At 62.9% G+C, this 15735-nt stretch carries 15 protein-coding genes and 1 tRNA gene; 9 read left to right on the forward strand and 7 right to left on the reverse strand.

What is annotated here, in order from left to right:
* Positions 1-102: 102 nt before the first annotated feature.
* The 4 genes from ACQ4WR_RS12540 to ACQ4WR_RS12555 all read left to right on the forward strand — a co-directional run bounded on the left by ACQ4WR_RS12540 (position 103) and on the right by ACQ4WR_RS12555 (position 3224).
* A complete protein-coding gene (locus ACQ4WR_RS12540) occupies positions 103-939 on the forward strand; it encodes an ABC transporter ATP-binding protein (RefSeq protein ID WP_436487580.1) in 837 nt (278 codons plus the stop codon).
* 15 nt (positions 940-954) lie between these two features.
* Positions 955-1308: an MmcQ/YjbR family DNA-binding protein gene (locus ACQ4WR_RS12545; RefSeq protein ID WP_436487581.1), complete on the forward strand. Its 354-nt coding sequence runs from the start codon at positions 955-957 to the stop codon at positions 1306-1308.
* Between the two features lies 1 nt (position 1309).
* Positions 1310-2566: a phenylacetate--CoA ligase family protein gene (locus ACQ4WR_RS12550; protein WP_102292776.1), complete on the forward strand. Its 1257-nt coding sequence runs from the start codon at positions 1310-1312 to the stop codon at positions 2564-2566.
* A 76-nt stretch (positions 2567-2642) separates the two neighbouring features.
* Positions 2643-3224: a hypoxanthine-guanine phosphoribosyltransferase gene (locus tag ACQ4WR_RS12555; RefSeq protein WP_102292777.1), complete on the forward strand. Its 582-nt coding sequence runs from the start codon at positions 2643-2645 to the stop codon at positions 3222-3224.
* A 108-nt stretch (positions 3225-3332) separates the two neighbouring features.
* Here ACQ4WR_RS12555 and ACQ4WR_RS12560 read toward each other — a convergent pair whose 3' ends face one another.
* The 3 genes from ACQ4WR_RS12560 to ACQ4WR_RS12570 all read right to left on the reverse strand — a co-directional run bounded on the left by ACQ4WR_RS12560 (position 3333) and on the right by ACQ4WR_RS12570 (position 5555).
* Positions 3333-4286: an NAD(P)H-dependent flavin oxidoreductase gene (locus tag ACQ4WR_RS12560; protein WP_102292778.1), complete on the reverse strand. Its 954-nt coding sequence runs from the start codon at positions 4284-4286 to the stop codon at positions 3333-3335.
* A gap of 103 nt (positions 4287-4389) precedes the next feature.
* Positions 4390-5313, reverse strand: coding sequence for an MBL fold metallo-hydrolase (locus ACQ4WR_RS12565; protein WP_436487584.1), 924 nt, complete (start codon positions 5311-5313; stop codon positions 4390-4392).
* 8 nt (positions 5314-5321) lie between these two features.
* The gene (locus ACQ4WR_RS12570) at positions 5322-5555 is read right to left on the reverse strand and encodes a DUF1289 domain-containing protein (protein WP_102292780.1); all 234 of its coding nucleotides are present in this window, start codon (positions 5553-5555) and stop codon (positions 5322-5324) included.
* A gap of 278 nt (positions 5556-5833) precedes the next feature.
* Between ACQ4WR_RS12570 and ACQ4WR_RS12575 the strand changes: the two genes are divergently transcribed.
* On the forward strand, positions 5834-6247 hold the full coding sequence (locus ACQ4WR_RS12575) for a CopG family transcriptional regulator (RefSeq protein ID WP_102292781.1): 414 nt from the start codon (positions 5834-5836) through the stop codon (positions 6245-6247).
* A 54-nt stretch (positions 6248-6301) separates the two neighbouring features.
* Positions 6302-7585: an extracellular catalytic domain type 1 short-chain-length polyhydroxyalkanoate depolymerase gene (locus ACQ4WR_RS12580; protein WP_436487586.1), complete on the forward strand. Its 1284-nt coding sequence runs from the start codon at positions 6302-6304 to the stop codon at positions 7583-7585.
* A gap of 4 nt (positions 7586-7589) precedes the next feature.
* Here ACQ4WR_RS12580 and ACQ4WR_RS12585 read toward each other — a convergent pair whose 3' ends face one another.
* From ACQ4WR_RS12585 to ACQ4WR_RS12595, 3 genes are all read right to left on the reverse strand, one after another.
* Positions 7590-8741: a response regulator gene (locus tag ACQ4WR_RS12585; protein ID WP_436487588.1), complete on the reverse strand. Its 1152-nt coding sequence runs from the start codon at positions 8739-8741 to the stop codon at positions 7590-7592.
* Between the two features lie 31 nt (positions 8742-8772).
* Positions 8773-11829, reverse strand: coding sequence for a response regulator (locus ACQ4WR_RS12590; protein ID WP_436487590.1), 3057 nt, complete (start codon positions 11827-11829; stop codon positions 8773-8775).
* Positions 11830-11925: 96 nt separating this feature from the next.
* Positions 11926-12129, reverse strand: coding sequence for a cysteine-rich CWC family protein (locus tag ACQ4WR_RS12595; RefSeq protein ID WP_436487591.1), 204 nt, complete (start codon positions 12127-12129; stop codon positions 11926-11928).
* Between the two features lie 231 nt (positions 12130-12360).
* On the opposite strand from ACQ4WR_RS12595, the gene argB reads away from it, so the two are divergent.
* Positions 12361-13254, forward strand: coding sequence for an acetylglutamate kinase (gene argB, locus ACQ4WR_RS12600; RefSeq protein ID WP_010393729.1), 894 nt, complete (start codon positions 12361-12363; stop codon positions 13252-13254).
* 65 nt (positions 13255-13319) lie between these two features.
* A tRNA-Thr gene (locus ACQ4WR_RS12605) sits at positions 13320-13394 on the forward strand.
* Positions 13395-13984: 590 nt separating this feature from the next.
* On the opposite strand, the gene ACQ4WR_RS12610 is transcribed toward ACQ4WR_RS12605, so the two are convergent.
* Positions 13985-14854, reverse strand: a complete 870-nt coding sequence (locus tag ACQ4WR_RS12610; protein WP_436487592.1) for a TraB/GumN family protein — start codon at positions 14852-14854, stop codon at positions 13985-13987.
* 84 nt (positions 14855-14938) lie between these two features.
* On the opposite strand from ACQ4WR_RS12610, the gene ACQ4WR_RS12615 reads away from it, so the two are divergent.
* Positions 14939-15673: a pyrimidine 5'-nucleotidase gene (locus ACQ4WR_RS12615; protein WP_436487593.1), complete on the forward strand. Its 735-nt coding sequence runs from the start codon at positions 14939-14941 to the stop codon at positions 15671-15673.
* Positions 15674-15735: the final 62 nt, after the last annotated feature.

The following is a 15735-nucleotide window of genomic DNA, read 5'->3' on the forward strand; positions in this document are numbered from 1 at the left end:
ATTACGGCCTGCGGCCTAATCCGACCTACGCCGCATCCACGTAGGTCGGATTAGCGTAGCGTAATCCGACAAGCACCAACATCACATGAAAACGAAGCAGCCATGACACCCACTGCCACGCAAACACCGGACACCGCGCCGCCGTACCTGTCGGTCAACAATATCGAAGTCATCTACGACCACGTGATCCTGGTCCTGAAAGGCGTGTCGCTGCAAGTCCCGCAGGGCAAGATCGTGGCGCTGCTGGGCGCGAACGGCGCCGGCAAGTCGACCACCCTGAAAACCATCTCGACCCTGCTGCGCGGCGAACGGGGCGACGTCACCAAGGGCGAAGTCCAGTTCAAGGGCGAGCGCGTGGATCAATTGACGCCGAATGAACTGGTGAAACGCGGCCTGTCGCAAGTGATGGAGGGACGCCACTGTTTCGGCCACCTGACCATCGAGGAAAACCTGCTGACGGGCGCCTACACGCGCAGCCTGTCGCGCGGCGAACTGAAAGACGCGCTGGAGAAGGTCTACCACTATTTCCCGCGCCTGAAAACGCGGCGCAGCAGCCAGGCCGGCTATACCTCCGGCGGCGAACAGCAGATGTGCGCGATCGGCCGCGCGCTGATGGCCAAGCCATCGATGATTTTACTGGACGAACCGTCGATGGGCATCGCGCCACAGATCGTCGAAGAGATCTTCGGCATCGTCAAGGACTTGAACCACAAGGAAAACGTCTCTTTCCTGCTGGCCGAGCAGAACACCAACGTGGCGCTGCGCTATGCCGACTTCGGCTATATCCTGGAAAACGGACGGGTCGTGATGGAAGGGCAAGCGCAGGAACTGGCCAACAACGAGGACGTCAAGGAATTTTACCTGGGGGTGTCCACCGCCGGGCGCAAGAGCTTCCGCGACATGAAGTTCTACCGCCGCCGCAAGCGCTGGCTGGCCTGACGCCGGAGACAGGCCATGGACCTGGAACGGGCGAAGGCAGTCTGCCGCAGCTTTCCCGGCGCGACCGAAGACATCAAGTGGAGCAATGTGCTGGCGTTCTCCGTCGGCGGCAGGCTGTTCGCCCTGTGCGGCGCGGAAGCGCACAGTACGCGCGGCATGAGCTTCAAGGTCGATGCGGAACGCTTCCTGGAACTGACGGACCGCCCCGGCTTTCGCCCGGCGCCCTACCTGGCCCGGGCTGGATGGGTTCTGGTGGCCCGCCCCGACGCGCTTGACGACGCTGAAATGGCCGCCCTGCTGCACCGTTCATACCGCCTGATTGTTGCCAGGCTGACGAAAAAACTGCAATTGACATTGGAGAATCCGTAACATGACCGATACGCTCGACAGTCTGGAAACGCGCGCCCCCGATGCCCGCGAACGCGAATTGATGGCCGGCCTGCCGCAGCTGATCGCGCGGGCGCAACAGGCGCCGGGCTGGGCCCGCATCCTCGATGGCATCGATGCGGCCAGCATTACCAGCCGCGCGGCGCTGGCACTGCTGCCCGTCACGCGCAAGTCCGATCTCAAGCAATTGCAGCATGCGCAGCTGCCGTTCGGCGGCTTGAACACGACGCCGAAAAACGCCCTCTCGCGCGTCTTCGTCTCGCCCGGCCCCATCTTCGATCCGGAAGGCCGCGGGCCCGACTGGTGGCGCTTCGCGCGCCCCATGTATGCGGCCGGCGTGCGCGCCGGCGGCCTGCTGCAGAACTGTTTTTCGTATCACTTCACGCCGGCCGCCTTCATGGTCGAAGGCGGCGCCGCGCGCATCGGCTGCACCGTCATCCCGGCCGGCATTGGCCAGACGGAAATGCAGGTGCAGGCGATGGCTGACCTCAAGCCGGACACGTATATCGGCACGCCGTCCTTTTTAAAACTGATCATCGAAAAGGCGCGCGAAATGGGCGCCGATATCAGCAGCGTCACCAAGGCCGTGATGGGCGCCGAAGCCCTGCCCGAATCGCTGCGCAGCTGGTTTGCCGCGAACGGCGTGCCGCACGTGTTCCAGACCTATGCCTCGGCCGATATCGGCAGCATCGCCTATGAAACGGCGAGCAATGGCAAGCTCAACCCGGGCATGGTCATCGATGAGAACGTGCTGCTGGAAATCGTCCATCCGGGTAGCGGCATTCCCGTCGCGCCGGGTGAAGTGGGCGAGGTGGTCGTCACCGTCTTCAATGCCGACTACCCGCTGATCCGCTTTGCCACGGGCGATCTGTCGGCCGTGCTGACGGACGCGCCGGCGTCGCCGTGCGGGCGCACGAATACGCGCATCAAAGGCTGGATGGGCCGCGCCGACCAGACCACCAAGGTGCGCGCCATGTTCGTGCATCCGTCGCAGGTACACGAGATCGCGCGCCGCCACCCGCAGATCACCAAGGCGCGGCTGGTGGTGACGGGCCGCATGGCCAACGACGAGATGACTTTGCATTGCGAAGTCGCCGATCCGACGGACGCCAGCAATGTGGAAGCCATCATCGGCTCGATCCGCGAACTGACCAAGCTGCGGGGCGAAGTGCTGCTGGTGGCCGTGGGCAGCCTGGCGCAAGATGGAAAAATAATCGACGATATACGCGATTACAGCTAGGCGTAGCGCGCTGCTGGCGTTTGCGGGATAATACCCGCATTCACCATCAGCCCCATTCATCGCCATGCAAGAGTCCATGCAAGAATTTCATCACAACCGTGCCCGTGACCTGATCAAGAACGCGGAACTGCTGTTCGACCAAGATGCCGTGCAGGCGTCGATCACGCGCATGGCCGATGTGCTCAACACGCGTTTCAACGCCGAGGAATCGAAAGAATTCCCGCTGGTGCTGGGCGTGATGGGCGGCGCCGTGGTATTCACCGGCAACCTGCTGCCACAGCTGAGCTTCCCGCTCGAGTTCGACTACATCCACGTCAGCCGCTACGGCGACGACGACAAGGGCGGCGAAGTGGTGTGGAAAGTCATCCCCCGCTCGAACGTCTCGGGCCGTACCGTGATCGTGCTCGACGATATCCTCGACGAAGGCGAAACCCTGGCGCACGTCAAGCAGCGCCTGCTGGACATGGGCGCCTCGGAAGTCATCCTGGCCGTGTTCGCCGACAAGGCCATCGGCAAGAAAAAACCCGTGCAAGCCGACATCGTCGGCCTGGTGATCCCGAACCGCTTCGTCGTCGGCTTCGGCATGGATGCATATGGCTACTGGCGCAACCTGCCAGGCCTGTGGGCCATCAAGCCAGAGGATTTGAAGCAGGAGTGACTGGAGTAATTGCGGTGTCGTCGGATTACGGCCTTCGGCCTAATCCGACCTACGCCACCGGGCACTGGTAGGTCCGATTAGCGCACAGCGCGTAATCCGACACCAACGCTACAGCTTCAAGCGCGCGCGCGCCGCATCGTATTCGGCCTGCAGGCGCGCCACCATCTCCGCCACCGTCGGCACGTCATCCATCAAGCCCACGCCCTGGCCCGCGCCCCAGATGTCGCGCCATGCCTTGGCGCTGCCCGAACCGAAGTTCATCGAACTCTTGTCCGCTTCCGGCAAGGCTTCCGGATCGAGTCCGGCCGCTTCGATCGATTTTTTCAGGTAATTGCCGTGCACGCCCGTAAACAGGTTGGTGTAGACGATGTCCGCCGCGCTGGAATCGACGATGGCGTCGCGGTAGCCGTCGCTGACGTTCGATTCCTTGGTCGCCAGCCAGCGCGAGCCGATATAGGCAAAGTCGGCGCCCATGGCCTGCGCGGCCAGCACGGCATCGCCCGTGGCGATGGAGCCGGACAGCGCCAGCGGACCGTCGAAGAACTTGCGCACTTCACCCACCAGCGCGAACGGCGACAGGGTGCCTGCATGGCCGCCGGCGCCCGTGGCCACCAGGATCAGGCCATCGACGCCTGCTTCCAGCGCCTTTTTCGCGTGACGAATCGAGATCACGTCATGCAGCACGATGCCGCCATAGCTGTGGATGGCGTCGAGCATTTCCTTGGGCGGCGCGCGCAGCGAGGAAATGATGATGGGAATGCGGTGTTTCACGCACACGTCAACGTCATGCGCCAGGCGGTCGTTCGACTGGTGCACGATCTGGTTGACGGCGATTGGCCCGACTTTCTTGTCGGGATTGGCGGCCTGGAAGGCGGCCAGTTCGGCTTGCAGCTCGGTGAGCCAGGTGTCGAGCAGTTCAGCGGGACGCGCGTTCAGGGCAGGGAAGGAGCCGACGATGCCGGCCTTGCACTGCGCCGCGACGAGGGCCGGGCCGCTGGCGATGAACATCGGCGACGCGATAACGGGTAAGGAGAGGTTTTGTAACGCTGCAGGCAATGCCATGGCGGACTCGCTGAAAAGTGGATCGGACAAAAGGATTAAACACCAGAGCAACGATTATAGTGCAGAAAAAGTACGGTCGTGCTGAATTTAATTCGATGCCGCGCTATCCCTCATTAAGCAAGTGCTCACCCTCGACACGTGCCGCCGCTGCCCTCACCAATTGGGAAATGGCCCACTCGGCCAGCGCGCTAACCTCCTGGCGCAGGAAGCGCCGGTTGGCCTCTTCGAAGATGGGCATGCCGCGCAACAGTGCCGGCACCTCGGCGATGGCGATGCGCTGGCGTTCCAGCAGCAGGAATTTCAGCAGCACCTTCACCGCGTTCTGCGCATTGCGCACCGGGTCTGACGCCAGGTAATCGAGGCGCGACCAGGCGCGCTGCAGGGCGCCGGCGGCATCCGTGAATGGCCGTCCGTGGCCGGGGATGACGACGCGCACGTCCAGGCTGGCGATCAGGTCGAGGGTGGCGCGCGCCTCGATGAAGCCGGAGCCGCCATCGAGTTCCGGGAAAATCACGCCAAAACCGTTTTCCCACAGCGCGTCGGCGGAGATCAAAATGCCCTCGTCGGCGCAATAGAAAATCAGCGAATGCGGATCGTGGCCGGGCGCGCCCAGCGCCTGCCAGGCCAGGTCGCCCAGAGTCAGCATGTCGCCGGGCGAGAGGGTAGCGTCAAAGCCGAAGCGCGGGCATTGCTGGCCCGTGGCCTGGAAACTGAGGGCGTCGACATCCCAGGTGCGCACCTTGTCGGCCTCCGTCACGGGGATGGCCGTGCGGCAGCCGTATGCGCCTTGCAGCAGCGCGTTGCCGCCGCAGTGGTCGGAGTGCAGATGGGTATTGAACAGGCGGTCCAGGGGACGGCCATCGAGACTGTGGCGCACCAGAGCCAGGGTTTGCGGCGCGTGCGTGACATAGCCGCTGTCGATCAGCGCCGTCTCGTCCCTGCCCTGGAACAGGATGTTATTCGACGACAGCCAGCCGCGTTCAAATACCTGCATCGCATCGGGGAACAGCGCTGGCGATCGCGGCATGGGCTACCTCAGTAGTCGGGTTCGAAATCGAGCAGCGACTCGCGGCCCGGCAATTCGGCCCAGACGGCGCGCTTGAAGTCGTCGTCGGCCTTGCTCCAGGCAATGATCTCGTCGAGCGTGCGCAAACACCCTTCGCACAAGCCGCTGTTGCGGTTCATCTTGCACAGGCTGACGCACGGCGACGGTACCGGCGACGGCAAGGAGGGCGGGACGGCTGGCGGAGGTGGGGTAGCGACCATCATGAAGCGGCATCGGTGAATGTACAGGCATGCATTATGCCGCGAATCCGTGCCGGCGCGGCGCTGGCATCGCCCTGCAATGTTTCTTCTGCTATATTTTTGAGCAGGAAGCATGATCAAAAACCTATCTGCCGCACATTTATTTTTTGCCGGCTTTTCACTCTGTGGCAGCCGCTCCTACAGCCGGACCAGGCCAAATCCTGCTTGACTTGAGATCTTTCAGAACTATACTACCATCCATGCAGATGGCAATTGGATGCCACAGGGAGTTCTGGAGACTTATGGCCAAGCAAGAAAGCAAGCCCAAAATTGGGGAATCCGAAAAAATCACGATCAATCTCGGCTTGATCGACCTGGGGCAGATCGATCTGCTGGTCCAGGAGGGATTTTATTCCAACCGCACGGATCTGATCCGTACGGCCATACGCAACCAGCTGGGCACCCACGCCGACGTGGTGAAACAAACTGTCGCGCGTAAAAGCCTGGTCCTGGGCATGCAGCATTATTCGCGCGCCGACCTGGAAGCGATCCAGGCAGCCGGCCAGCGCTTGCAGATACAGGTGCTGGGATTGGCCAGCATCGCCAGCGACGTCTCGGTGGAACTGGCACTGGCCACCATCGAGTCGATCTTCGTATTAGGTGCCCTGCACGCCAGCACCGTCGTCAAGACGGCGCTCGCAGGGCGAATTCACTAGCGTATTGGTTCGCGGCGATGACCCGGCCGATGCGCGGCACCGTTAAGGATGGTCATGAAACTAGCTCAAGACATGTTGGCGCAGATGCGCGCCGCAACCCGTAATCTGATGGGCAGCGGCCCTGCCGCCGCCACCGAAGCCATTCAACAGGCACTGTCCGCCGCCGGCCTGGCGCCGCAAGCGGCGGCCACGCAACAGCAGCAGCAGCAGCAGCAGCCGATGCGCGACATTAATCCACCACCTGCGCCGCCGCCAGCGCCGGCAGCCGGCGCACAGCCACAAGCGGCCGCCGCGCAGGAAGCGCCTGCCGCCGCTCCCACGCCCGCACAGGCGGCGCAGGAGTTCGCCCAGGATTTCATGTCACGCCTGGGCGTGCCAGCCGGCCTGGGGCAGCACAGCTTCGACATGCCCAGCTTCGAACTGCCGAATTTTCATCCGCCCGGTTTCAATGCGCCCGCCGCCACGCCGGTCGACGTGCCGGCCGGTGCCCAATTCATCGACGGCGTGTACCGCAACCATGCGGGCACGCGTTCGTACAAGCTGTATATCCCCAGCAGCTACCATGGCCAGGCCATGCCGCTGATCGTCATGCTGCACGGCTGTACGCAGAACCCCGACGATTTCGCCGCCGGCACGCAGATGAACGCGCTGGCCGAAGAGAAGGAATGCTTTGTTGTCTATCCGGCGCAGACGCAGGGCGCCAACAGCTCGCGCTGCTGGAACTGGTTCAATGCGCTCGACCAGCAGCGCGACCAGGGCGAACCATCGCTGATTGCCGGCATCGCCCAGCAAGTCATCGACGAATACCCGGTCAACGAACGCGAAGTGTTCGTTGCCGGCCTGTCGGCGGGCGGCGCCATGGCCGTCATCGTCGGCACCTTGTACCCGGAACTGTTTGCCGCCGTCGGCGTGCATTCGGGCCTGCCCTTCGCCTCGGCGCAGGACTTGCCGTCGGCGCTGGCCGCCATGAAGGGCGGCGCCATGCCCAATCCGAAACGCCAGGCGCCGGCAGGCGGCGTGCCCATCATCGTCTTCCATGGCGACCGCGACACCACCGTCAACCTGCGCAATGGCGATGAACTGATCGCCCAGGGCGTGCGCAGCCAGGCGGGCGGCAAAGCCGCCAGGGCCGCCTCCACCGATGGCAGCGTACCGAATGGCCACCGCTACACGCGCACCACGCACAGCCAGGCCGACGGTTCTCCGCTGGGGGAATACTGGGTCATCCACGGTGCCGGCCATGCGTGGTCGGGCGGCAGCGACAGCGGCAGCTATACCGATGGCAAAGGACCGGACGCCAGCCGCGAGATGCTGCGCTTTTTCAAGACGGTCAGCTGATCCGTCAGCTGCTTGTGCCGACGAACGGCGCGATCTGCCGCTGCTTGTCGGCGATCTCGCAGACGCCGTCGGCGTAGCGGTTCGAGATGGCGATGAACTGGTCCTGGATCGCCAGGAAGGCGTCGACGATCTCGGCGTCGAAATGCGTGCCGCGTCCTTCGCTGATGATCTGCACGGCCTGCGCATGGCCCATGCCCTGCTTGTAGATACGCCGGCTGATCAGGGCATCGTATACGTCGGCCAGCGCCATCAGGCGCGCCGAGATCGGGATCGCCTCGCCCGCCAGCCCTTGCGGGTAGCCGCTGCCATCCCATTTTTCATGGTGGCTGTAGGCGATCTCTTTCGCATACTTGAGAAAATCGACCTCGATGCCCAGTTCATGTTCGGCCGCCAGGATGGCGTCGCGCCCGAGGGTCGTATGCGTCTTCATGATGGCCATTTCATGCGGCTCGAAGCGGCCCGGCTTGAGCAGGATATGATCGGGGATGCCCACCTTGCCGATGTCGTGCAGCGGCGCCGTCTTGAACAACAGCGCGATATTCTTGTCCGTCAAAAAATCACGGAAGCGCGGCAGGTCGCGCACCTTTTCAGCCAGCGCCTTCAGGTAGTGCGAGGTGCGGCGGATATGGTTGCCCGTTTCGCTGTCGCGCGTCTCGGCCAGCGAGGCCATGGCGTGGATGGTGACATCCTGCAGCGCCGCCACTTCCTGTACCCGGCGTTCCACCTCCGTTTCCAGGTAATGGTTCTGGTCGCGCAAAAAATCCTGCATCTGCTTCATGCCCAGCTGGGTCTTGATGCGCGCCAGCACGATGGGCGCTGAAATCGGCTTGGTGATGTAGTCGACGGCGCCCATGGCCAGGCCCAGCTGCTCGTCGGCCACTTCGCTCATGGCGGTGACGAAAATCACGGGGATGCCGGCGGTGGCGGGATCGGCTTTCAGCGCGCGGCACACGTCGTAGCCGCTCATGCCCGGCATCATGATATCGAGCAGGATCAGATCGGGCTGGTCGCTGCCAGCGGCGATCTTCAGCGCGCGCTCGCCATTGACGGCGATCTTGGTGCGGTACTCGCCTTCCAGCACCGCGCGCAGCAGGTCGATATTGTCCGGCGTGTCATCCACCACCAGGATGGTGGGCTTGCTATTCAAGGCTTTCATGCCCTTCCTTCGCTCTTCATTTCTGTCCTTGTCACAGTGTCAGCTCCAGCGCCTCGGCCACTTCGCCCAGCTGCGCCAGCGCGCCCTCGAAGTCGTATTGTCCCAGCATGCGCTTCAGCTGGCGCGCGTGTTCCGCCTGGCCTGCCGCCACCAGCACGGGGCCGAAATCGTCGAGATGCCTGACGGCCTGCGCGTCATCCTGCAGCAGCAGCTGCGACAGCTCGCGCAAGCCGGCCTCCAGGCGCATGCGGTCCACTGGTGCCGGCACCGGCACGGCGCCGGCCGGCTCCGCAGAGGCGGCACGCGACTGCATGGCCAGCACGATCTTCGGCACCAGTTCATCAAGCGCCAGGGTGCAGGCGGCCAGCGCCTGCGGCAAGCCGTCATGCGAACCGAGGCTGAGCAAATGCTCTACCCGCGCGGCGCTGTCGGCCAGGCCGCCGGCGCCGATATTGCCCGCCAGGCCCTTGAGCGTATGCGCTTCGCGGATCGCCGTTTCCAGCTGGTTGTTCTCGATGGCGGTCGCGATGCGCAGCATGGCATCGAACTGGGTTTCCACGAACCGGTCCAGCAATTTTCGCATCAAAGCGGCATTCCCGCCCACGCGGCGCATGGCTTCGGCCATTTTCAGGCCGGCGATGGCGGGCAGTTCCGCTTCCGGCTGCGCCACCGTCATCTGCGCGTCGTCCTGCGGTTCGGCCGGCGCGATCCAGCGCGCCAGGGTACCGAACAACTGTGCCACGTCGATCGGCTTGGCAATGAAATCGTTCATGCCGGCATCCAGGCATTTCTCCTTGTCGCCGACCATGGCATTGGCCGTCATGGCGATCACGGGCAAGTCCGAATAACGGGGATCCTGGCGCAGTTTGCGCGTCGCCTGGTAGCCGTCCATCACCGGCATCTGGCAATCCATCAGCACGCCGTCATAGGCGTTTTCCGCGATTTTCGCCAAGGCGATGGCGCCATTGCCGGCGATATCGACGCGGATGCCCGCATCGCTGAGAATCTGCTGCGCCACTTCCTGATTGACTTCATTGTCTTCCACCAGCAGCAGCCAGGCGCCGCGCAGGGCGCGCTCATCGTCGCGGTAGCTGCTCTGGCGCCGGGTCTTGCGGCTCTGCCCCGTCACGCCGCCAAACACGAAGGCAATCTGGTCGAGCAGGGTCGAGGCGCTGACCGGCTTGGTCAGCACGCCATCGAGCCGCAGGTCGCGCTGGCGCGCCGCCTCCTGCAGCGCCTCGCGGTGATAGGCGGTGATCATGATGCAGGCCGGCGTCGCGTCGATGCCGGCGGCGTCGGCGCGGATGGCGGCCAGGGTATCGAGGCCATTCATGTCGGGCATGCGCCAATCCATCAGCAGCAAGCCATATGGCCGCCCCTCGGTGCGCGCCTGCGCCACGGCGCCGATGGCCAGCGCGCCGCTGTACACGGCACGGGCCTCGAAGCCCAGCGCCGACAGCATGCTGACGAAAATCTCGCGCGCGCTGGGATTGTCGTCCACCACCAGCACGCGCAGCCCCTTGAACTGCTGCTGGTGCTGCAGTGGCTGCTGGCTGTCGCGCGGCACGGCGGCCAGGCCGAAGCGGGCCGTAAAGAAGAAGGTGCTGCCCACGCCTGCTTCGCTTTCCAGGTCGATCTCGCCTTCCATCATTTCCACCAGGCGCTTGCTGATGGTCAGGCCCAGTCCCGTGCCGCCATGGTGCCGCGTGGTCGACGTGTCGGCCTGGGTGAATGCCTGGAACAATTTGCTGCGCTGGGCCGGCGTCAGGCCGATACCCGTGTCGCGCACCGCCACGCGCAGGACGGCCGCATGCTCGTCGCGCTGCTGCAGGCAGATGGTGACGACAATCTCGCCCTTGTCCGTAAATTTGATGGCGTTGTTGGTCAGATTGATCAACACCTGGCCCAGGCGCAGCGGGTCGCCCTGCAGCGCGTTGGGCACGTCGGCGGCGACGTCGAACAGCAATTCCAGGCCCTTGTCCTGGGCCCGCATCACGGACAGATCGGCGATCTGCGCCAGCACGTCTTCCAGGAAAAAATCGACCTTCTCGAAGGCCATCTTGCCCGCCTCGATCTTCGAGAAATCGAGGATGTCGTCAATGATGGCCAGCAGGTTCTTGGATGCCGATTCCACCTTCTCGAGGTAGTTGCGCTGGGTTGGCGTGAGCTCCGTCTGCAGCGCCAGATGCGTCATGCCGATGATGCCGTTCATCGGCGTGCGGATTTCATGCGACATATTCGCCAGGAAATCGGACTTCATCTTGGTCGCATCCTCGGCCACCTCGACGGCATGGCGCAAGTCCTGCTCCACGGCCAGGCTGGTGCTCATGTTTTTCAGCGCCTGCATCAATTCGCCCGTCTCGTCGCGCGAGGTCACTTCGATGGCGGAACTGAAGTCGCCATTGGCCACGCGCGTGGCGATCGCCACCGCTTCGCCCAGCGGCCGCGTAATCGAGCGGGCCGACCAGGCAAAGGCCAGGCCGACCAGCAAGGCGGCCAGGCCGATGCCGCCCATCAGGGTAAGAGAGGTGTCGATATCGTTGCGTATCCTGGCCGCGCTGTCGCCGATCTGCCGCTGCTGCAAGTCGTCGAGCTGGCCCACGTACAGCAGCACCTTTTCCAGCACGGGCAAGGTTTGCGTCTGCATGGCCTGCTCCGCGCCGGCCTGGTCACCCTGCCCGACCAGCGCGAACAGCGCCTGCAGCGAAACGTAATAGTCGGCGCGCGCGCGGTGCATCTGCGCCAGCAGATGCCACTCCTCGGTGCGCGCCTTCAGGCCATCGAGGATGCGCACCTGCTCGTCGATGCCCAGCTTGATCGCCTCCAGGCGCTCCTGGTTCGCCTGGCGCAGCGGCAGCTGGTGCTGGCTCGGCAGACTGGCGATGCGCGTGGCCGCCTCGCGCGCCAGGGCGTGGATCTTGCTGGTGGCCTTGGCGGCGACCCAGTCGCGCTGCAGGATATTGTCCGTCTCGGCGCGGATCGCATAAATGCGGCTGCCCGACAGGACGATGACGACCAGCATCAGCACGATCAGCATGGCATAGCCCGCGTTGATGCGCACGCCGATCCGGATATCCGTGAAACGCATGACAGTTTCCTATCAGAAATTCTTAAAAACGGCAGTCTGACCTTATTCCCCTACAAAATGCAAGGTCTTTTGCAAAGGATTTGCGCGCCAAAGCGCTTATTTGGCGGCTGTTGCGTCTTTTTCAGGCGGCGTCAATGCGTCGATATGGGCTTGCAGGCAGGCGGGGCACCAGCAGGCAGCGGCGGCGCTGCCGGGCACGGGGAGGGCGGGCGGCAGGGCCACGCACCAGCACGGCGTGCTGGCGTCCGGGTCAAGCTGGCCACACTCGAACGTGGCGCCGCAACGGCTGCACTGGCTCATGGCTGTGTGTGAATTGGCAAGTGTGTGACATGCCGGCATTGCGGCTGTCGCACATGTAACTGGCGGTAAAAGGGCTGGCTGGGAGGCATATCGGGCCAGACTATAGGATCATCAGGGAAAATACAACAAGATCGCCCTATAATGCCTCCAGGATTTTCTTCTTCCCTGTAAAATCGCACAAATCTATTTTCCGGACTCGCCATGAATCAACTAGCTAACTTGAACCTGGACATGAATGACGACTTGACGGCGGTGTCGCCGCAAATCAAGGCGCAGATTCTGGCCGAGGCCCTGCCCTACATCCGCAATTTCCACGGCAAGACCATCGTCATCAAATACGGTGGCAATGCCATGACGGACGAGCGCCTGAAGCACGGCTTCGCGCGCGACGTCATCCTGCTCAAGCTGGTCGGCATGAACCCTGTCGTGGTACACGGCGGCGGACCGCAAATCGACAACGCGCTGAAAAAAATCGGCAAGCAAGGCACGTTTGTACAAGGCATGCGCATCACCGATGAAGAAACCATGGAAGTGGTGGAATGGGTGCTGGGCGGCGAAGTGCAGCAGGATATCGTCATGCTGATCAACCATTACGGCGGCCAGGCCGTCGGCCTGACGGGCAAGGATGGCGGCTTGATCCGCGCGCGCAAGATGCAGATGCCGGACCGCGAACATCCGGGCGAATTCCTCGACATCGGTTTTGTGGGCGAGATCGACGCGATCAACCCGGCCGTCGTCAAGGCGCTGCAGGACGACGCCTTCATTCCCATCATCTCGCCGATCGGTTTTGGCCAGGATGGCCAGGCCTACAACATCAACGCCGACGTAGTGGCGGGCAAGATCGCGGAAATCCTGAAAGCGGAAAAGCTGATCATGATGACCAACATCGCCGGCGTCCAGGACAAGCAGGGCAATCTGGTGACCGACCTGTCGGCACGCGAAATCGACGAGATGTTCGCCGATGGCACGATCTCGGGCGGCATGCTGCCGAAGATCTCCTCCGCCCTCGACGCCGCCAAGTCCGGCGTGAACACCGTGCACATCATCGATGGCCGCATCGAACACTCATTATTGCTGGAAGTGTTGACCGAGCAGGCTTTTGGTACTATGATCCGTTCGCACTAAAAAAATCGCAATGCATCACAGCGAGTAGTTTGGCGGCGCAGATCACCTGGCGCCGCTTTTAATTTGCCCTTGTAGCTCAGTGGTAGAGCACTCCCTTGGTAAGGGAGAGGCCACGTGTTCGATCCACGTCAAGGGCACCAGTATCCTTTCCCCGCAGCTGTAAAACTGTCCATGGCAGCGTTGTCCTTCCTCGCCGTACATTCGTACTGTCTTCGTCAGTCCGCCTTGCCCTGAACACTTTTCCATCTGCTCTGCCGTCATCTCCCCGTAATTCAAATGTCCATGGCTGCGTTGCCTAGCCTCGCCGACCATGCGTACTGTCTTCGTCTCGGCGCCTTGCCCTGAACACTTTTCATCTACTCTGCCGTCATCTCCCCATGGTAAAACTGTCCATGGCAGCGTTGTCCTTCCTCGCCGACCATGCGTACTGTCTTCGTCAGTCCGCCTTGCCCTGAACACTTTTCCATCTGCTCTGCCGTTATCTCCCCGTAATTCAAATGTCCATGGCTGCGTTGCCTCGCCTCGCCGACCATGCGTACTGCCTTCGTCTCGGCGCCTTGCCCTGAACACTTTTCATCTACTCTGCCGTTATCTCCCCATGGTAAAACTGTCCATGGCAGCGTTGTCCTTCCTCGCCGACCATTCGTACTGTCTTCGTCAGTCCACCTTGTCCTGAAGACTTTTCCAGCTGCTCTGCCGCCGGTTGTTGCGCGGCTGAGCTAGCGCTACCCTAATACACCCGCTCGACCTTCAAGCCCTTCTGGCGCAACAGCTCAGGCACGCTTTTCGTTCCCACCAGGTGCAGCACGCCGATGGCGGCCAGGCTGGACTTTTCGCGCGACAGCAGGCTGGCGATGCCGTCGGCCAGGGCGGGATTGCGGCCATCGAGCAACACCTTTTGCACGAACTGCGCGGAGAACGAGGGGTCGGTCGCCGCCTTGGCTGCCAGCTTGTCGAAGGCGGCCGCGTCTGCCGTGCGCCAGGCATTGGCGATCTCGCGAGCTTCCTGGCTTTGCTCCTGGTCTTCGATCGAGGCCACGCCGTCTTCGAGGAAGCGGCACTGGTCAGCCGGCGTCATGGCGCCGAACAGCGCCATCTGGCCTTCCATCGATTCGAGTTCCAGCACGGGGATCTTGCGCGCCTTGGCTTGCTGCGACAGGTAATTGTCCACCGCCAGCTCCGAGCGGTAGCCGAGGGTGGAAAACTCGCCGATGGCCAGCATGCTGGCCAGCATCCACGGCTTCATCGGCGCCACAGCTTCAGGCGCGATGCCGTATCTTTTCAGCAGCGGCGCCAGGCGCGGCGCCAGGGCCTGGCGACAGTCTGGCGGCACCTTGCTGCCCGGCGCCTCCATGCCATATTTCAGCACGGCGCGAATGGCGCTATGCGGATCGGCGCCAGGATCGATCTCCAGCGCCAGCGCGCCGGCGCCTTCCAGCGCCTGCGTCACGGTCGGCTCGAGCGGGTAAAAATCGGCGGCGCCGACGTGGATGGTGCCGAACAAATACAGGGTGTGGTTGGCATCCTGCACCTTGAACAGGGCACCCCGGTTTTGCGTCACGGGCGGCGCTTCGGCGCGGACCGCCTGCAAGGGCAGCAAGAATAATCCGCAAAACATCACTATAATCTGGCGTCGCATGGTTTTCCTGATTGTTGAATTTTTCATCTTTGCTTAAAGACTCCTGTGCCTGTGCCCCATCTTAACCGCTCGTCGCCGGTCTGGCTGTTTGACCTCGACAACACGCTGCACAATGCCTCGCATGCCATTTTCCCCACCATCACGGCCAATATGAATACGTATATTGCCCGTGTGCTGGGCGACGGCGTGACGCCGGCCGACGATGCCATCGTCAATGCGGCGCGCGCGGCCTACTGGCGCCGCTATGGCGCCACCTTGCTGGGCATGGTCAGGCACCACCAGGTACAGGCCGCGCATTTCCTGCACGAGACGCATGCCTTCGACGATTTGCCGGCGATGATACGCGCCGAGCGGGGACTGGGGGCTTTACTCAAGCGCCTGCCTGGCCGTAAAATTTTACTCACCAACGCGCCGCTGCGCTATTCAAGCGACGTGATGCGCCACCTGGGACTGCGCCAGCACTTTTCACACCACATCGCCATCGAGGCGATGCAGGTGCACCGCCAGCTGCGGCCCAAGCCATCGACCCTGATGCTGCGCAAACTGATGCGAAAACATCAGATCCGTCCCGGCCGCTGCATCCTGGTGGAAGATACGCTGGCCAACCTGAAGGGCGCAAAAAGACTGGGCCTGCGCACGGCCTGGGTCACGCAATACCTGAAAATGGCCGATCCGATCGGCGTGGCAAAACTGCCCAAGGCGTTAAATCGCCCCGCTTACGTCGATGTCAAAGTAAAATCTGTCCGGCATTTGGCACGCCGCCTTCACCGTCTGCGTTGAAGGGAACTCCTGGGCCTCCGGTTGACACCGGAAGCCGCACCGCTAGCGGCGGTGACGGACCT

Source organism: Janthinobacterium amylolyticum (assembly GCF_051380655.1).
Classification (GTDB): domain Bacteria; phylum Pseudomonadota; class Gammaproteobacteria; order Burkholderiales; family Burkholderiaceae_D; genus Janthinobacterium.